The organism is Anabaena sp. UHCC 0451, assembly GCF_034931405.1.
In the GTDB taxonomy this organism is placed as follows: domain Bacteria; phylum Cyanobacteriota; class Cyanobacteriia; order Cyanobacteriales; family Nostocaceae; genus RDYJ01.
This window is the reverse complement of record NZ_JAYGHA010000073.1, coordinates 1-4,646: the sequence shown is the minus strand read 5'-3', so window position 1 is coordinate 4,646 and position 4,646 is coordinate 1. Positions and strand designations below refer to the sequence as shown.

The 4,646-nt window shown below is 37.0% G+C and carries 5 protein-coding genes; 4 read left to right on the top strand and 1 reads right to left on the bottom strand.

The features are described from left to right. From VB694_RS25260 to VB694_RS25245, 4 genes are all read left to right on the top strand, one after another. The coding region (locus VB694_RS25260; RefSeq protein WP_323363070.1) for a hypothetical protein at positions 1-428 on the top strand (428 nt) is incomplete at its 5' end. A gap of 172 nt (positions 429-600) precedes the next feature. Next, entirely contained in the window at positions 601-1,305 is a 705-nt protein-coding gene (cysH, locus tag VB694_RS25255) for a phosphoadenosine phosphosulfate reductase (protein WP_323363069.1), read from the top strand. A 617-nt stretch (positions 1,306-1,922) separates the two neighbouring features. Next, on the top strand, positions 1,923-3,176 hold the full coding sequence (locus VB694_RS25250; RefSeq protein WP_323363068.1) for an exonuclease SbcCD subunit D: 1,254 nt from the start codon (positions 1,923-1,925) through the stop codon (positions 3,174-3,176). Positions 3,177-3,212: 36 nt separating this feature from the next. After that, positions 3,213-3,638, top strand: a complete 426-nt coding sequence (locus VB694_RS25245; protein ID WP_323363067.1) for a hypothetical protein — start codon at positions 3,213-3,215, stop codon at positions 3,636-3,638. A gap of 488 nt (positions 3,639-4,126) precedes the next feature. On the opposite strand, the gene VB694_RS25240 is transcribed toward VB694_RS25245, so the two are convergent. Then, positions 4,127-4,646, bottom strand: a 520-nt coding sequence (locus VB694_RS25240; RefSeq protein ID WP_323363066.1) for a TetR-like C-terminal domain-containing protein, incomplete at its 5' end; no start/stop codon positions are given.

The window sequence follows — 4,646 nt, the reverse complement described above, 5'->3', positions numbered from 1 at the left end:
ATCCTCTAAGGAATATTCAATCATTTTTAAGGGTGTTGTTAATACATTTGATAAAAAATCAAATAGAACAAAGATTAACAAACTCTTGGGTTGTATCTATTCGTAACGCTTTAGTAGAAATCAAAAAAATCAATCTTAAAGAAAACAAAAAATCCTATTACATCAATAAAGACGAATGGGATAGTTATTTAGAAGAAGAAATAGAACTAGCAATAGGTGATGCAAGCGTAGAAGTTTTAAATGGTATCTACACTGAATTTCAACTAGCAGAAATGGTAGATAGAAATAACATAATTTCCACCGCTTTTAACTTTCTAGAATTGACTTACACAAATTCTGTTAAAGACTTACCAAAAGCTATTACAGAAATTATAATTCAATTACCTGGTGGTGAAGATTGGAAATTAGGGAAGAAGTCAGGAATCTGATTTCACGTAACCGCAATTGAGTATTTTTATACTAGAATTAAAGAATAACTACTAAAATTCCCGTGTAGTGATACCCGTACATCATAATTACCTAATGATCGACAGGAATAGGTGTCTTTATAAGGTACGATAAATCTTAATTAAGGTAAAAATATCTTTTTAGAGAATCATCATGACAGTTTCCACCGCTTTTGACTTAGAACGCTTAAATCAAGAATTTGAAACCGCTACCCCTACAGAAATCCTAGCTTGGTCTATCGACAATATACCCACAGGTTTAGTACAAACTAGCGCCTTTAATGTTGATGACATCATCATCACCCACATTCTTTATACTGTACTCAAGCATCCAGTTCCCGTCATCTTCCTGGATACATTGTATCATTTCCCTCAAACTTTGGAACTGGTTGCCAAAGCTAAAGAAATCTACAACCTAGATTTGCAAACTTATAAAACTCCAGATGTAGACACCCGTGAAGCCTTTGCTGCTAAATTTGGTGAAGCACTGTGGGATAAAAATATTGCTGAATTCCACCAAATTACAAAAATTGAACCACTGTTAAGGGGTTTACAGGAACTTAACACCGTCGCTTGGATTACAGGCCGTCGCCGTGACCAAGCTGTTACCCGTGCCAATATGCCCATATTTGAATTAGATAATCTGGGAAGATTGAAAGTAAATCCCATCGCTACTTGGACACGCAAACAAAGCTGGGCTTATGTTGCTGAACATAAAGTAATTTACAATCCTCTCCATGATCAAGGTTATCCTAGCATTGGTGATGAACCTATTACTACTAAAGTAGGTGAAGGTGAAGACGAACGCGCTGGACGTTGGAGAGGAAGCGAAAAAACTGAGTGTGGGATTCACATTTAGTTATTAGTTATTGGTCATTGGTCATTGGTAAGGTGTTAAAAAATGGCTAATTACTAATGACTAATATTAATATTTTGATTTGTCTGAATCAGGATGTCCAGGATTTGAGGATTTACAGGATGTGATTGGATGATTTATGATGGGAAGTTGGTTATTTTTTTTGTCTGAATCAGGATGTCCAGGATTTGAGGATTTAGAGGATATGATTGGATGATTGTTTGTGGGAAGTTGGGATTTTCAGGATGTTGTTGAATGATGTTCTTTCAATGATTATCAACTATCTAAAAATTACCATCCTGTTAATCCTTTAATCCTGGTTATCCTGATTCAGACAAATACAATTTTCAGATCCCCGACTTCTTTGATTAATCTTCTCATTTCATAGATTAATTATCTCAGAAGTGGGGGATCTTTAACCACAAAATAACATCCTGTAAATCCTTAAATCCTGGTTATCCTGATTCAGACTTAATAATTTTCTGTATCCTTAATAGAATAGAACATAAAAAGTAATCAAACGCAGATGAACACAGATAAACACAGATAAAAATTAAACCCTCCTCCCTCTGCGTCCTCTGCGTCTCTGCGGTTCATTTAAAAAAATCCCACTCACCAACATGATAAAAATCCTCCATCTTTCAGATATCCATATAGGAAGCGGTTTCTCCCACGGACGCATCAATCCCATCACAGGTTTAAATACACGATTAGAGGATTTTGTCAATACCCTATCTTTATGTATCGATCGCGCTTTATCAGAACCAGTAGATATAGTGATATTCGGTGGTGATGCTTTTCCCGATGCTACACCACCGCCTTACGTACAAGAAGCTTTTGCTAGTCAATTTCGCCGCCTTGTAGATGCTGATATACCAACGGTTTTGTTAGTTGGTAATCACGACTTACATTCCCAAGGTGTGGGCGGTGCGAGTTTAAATATTTACCGGACTTTAGGTGTACCGGGGTTTGTGGTCGGTGATAAATTGACAACTCACCACATCCAAACTCGTAGCGGAAAGGTGCAAATAATTACACTTCCTTGGTTGACTCGTTCAGCTTTGATGACTCGCAAAGAAACTGCGGGTTTATCTATGGCGGAAGTTAATCAAATGTTGACGGAAAAGTTAGAAGTAGTTTTAGAAGGGGAAATTAGAAAACTTGACCCGGATGTACCTACTGTGCTTTTAGCGCATTTGATGGCTGATAATGCAATGTTGGGTGCAGAACGTTTGTTAGCTGTGGGTAAAGGTTTTACTTTGCCTTTGTCTTTGCTGACGCGCTCATGTTTTGATTATGTGGCTTTGGGTCACGTTCACTGTCACCAGAATTTAAATAAATCTAATGACCCACCGGTGATTTATCCGGGTAGTATTGAACGGGTAGATTTTAGTGAAGAGAAAGAAGATAAGGGTTATGTGATGGTGGAAGTAGAACGAGGGAAGGTGGAGTGGGAATTTTGCTCTTTACCTGTTCGCACTTTCCGCACCATTGAGGTAGATTTATCTAAGAGTGATGCTCCGCAAGTGGTATTATTGAAAGCGATCGCAAAATATGATCTTCAAGATACCGTAGTTCGATTAATTTACAAACTGCGTTCTGAACAGCTAGATTTAATTGATAATTCATCTGTGCATAGTGCTTTAAGTACAGCCCATACTTATACAATTCAACCAGAATTAGTTAGTCAGTTAGCTAAACCCCGCATTCCTGAATTAAGCGCCAGTAGCAGTATTGACCCGATGGAAGCGTTAAAAACCTATTTGAATAATCGGGAAGATTTAAAGGATATTGCTGCATCTATGTTAGAAGCTGCACAAAACTTATTAGGAGATGATGGGGAAATGTGGTTAGAAAGTGCTACTTCTGAGTAGGATATTATTTATCTTTATTTGGTGTAGGGGTGTAAAATGTTTAAGTTAATTTCAGCAACTTTGATTGCTACAGCTTTATTATTAACACCAACTAATAACTCTCAGGTGACATTAGCTGGGACTTGTGCTTCTAATTGTGGTCCGCGTCCACTTGAGTTTACACCTGGTCAATATCTTCGTGTGCAAGTTGTAAACCGCACACCTAGAGTATTGAAACTGGAGAAATTCCCGGAAATGCGGCGTATTTCTTTAGAACCAGGAAAGGAATTTAGTGTAGATATGAAAAGTGCGACAGAACCAAATTTTTCGCTGTTGTTTTGGGATGACACAGGTAGGTCTTTAGATGCGAATGCTTCTAAACCTAATTTTGGTACTCTGCGTTTAGAACTGCGTCCTAGTGAGAAGTTTCCTGGTTATCGCTCTCTTTATATTCTCAATGATGGTAAGGTGAATGTGTTTTAGTCAGTAGGGAGTTTTTTATGTTTTGAAATGAGGTAAACACCAACAAAGCGCAAAGTTTTCTTGCTCATAGTCCCTAAAACCAGGCACTTGTTTAATTTTAAAAATCCTCAACCTCTTTATTTAGGGTTTGCTGAATAAATGTAAACGTAAAACCTAGATGAATCAAAGGTTTGGGGCTGATAGAAAAGAAAATATGTGCAAGGGTTTTGAAGCTAGGAGTGAAAAAATCGAGCATTTTGAGGGTGAAATTTCAAAAAATTGGTTACTAACAGATAGCTCAAACTCTTGCCTCTTGCCTTTTGTCTCTTGCCTGCCTCCACGAAAAGACTTTCTCAGCAAGCCCTATTTATCTAGGTTTTGGTTTTATTCAGCAAGCCCTAAGTAAAACTAAAACTTAAATTAGCAATACTGTTCCGTTAAAATATTAGGAGTTGTAACACATTAATTGGGGCTTGCTTCAAGAAATTATTTTCGCTTTTTGGCAGAATTTATTGACACAATCCCTCTATTAAATTCTGTACAATTAATGATGATAACAAAGTTATTAACTGTTCTTCAGTAATTAAAATTTGCCCATCCATAAACAACATAGCTAAACCATGAACAATTGACCAACAAGCTAAGGCTTGAGTTTTAGGATCATCTGTTTTAATTAACCCCGCTTGTTGACATCGGATGATAATATTAAACAGTACCATAAATGCCTCTCCCTTAACATTAAAACTCATATCCTGAGATTGCACACCTTGAATAAGTTGCTCAACTGATATAGTTGACATTGCCTCTGGTGTTTGTGTAAATAAAGGCAGGTTTTGTGTAGGAGTAGTGCGATAAGCACCAAACATCAGCCGATAATAAGCAGGATTTTCTAAAGCAAATTTAACATAAGCAATACCAATATTTTTTAACTGTTGAAGTGGGTAATCAGGATATTTATCAACCTCTGCTTGAAGTGCATCCCTAAACATTGTAAAACCTTCCTTGGCTACTTCTGCTAATAGAGCATCG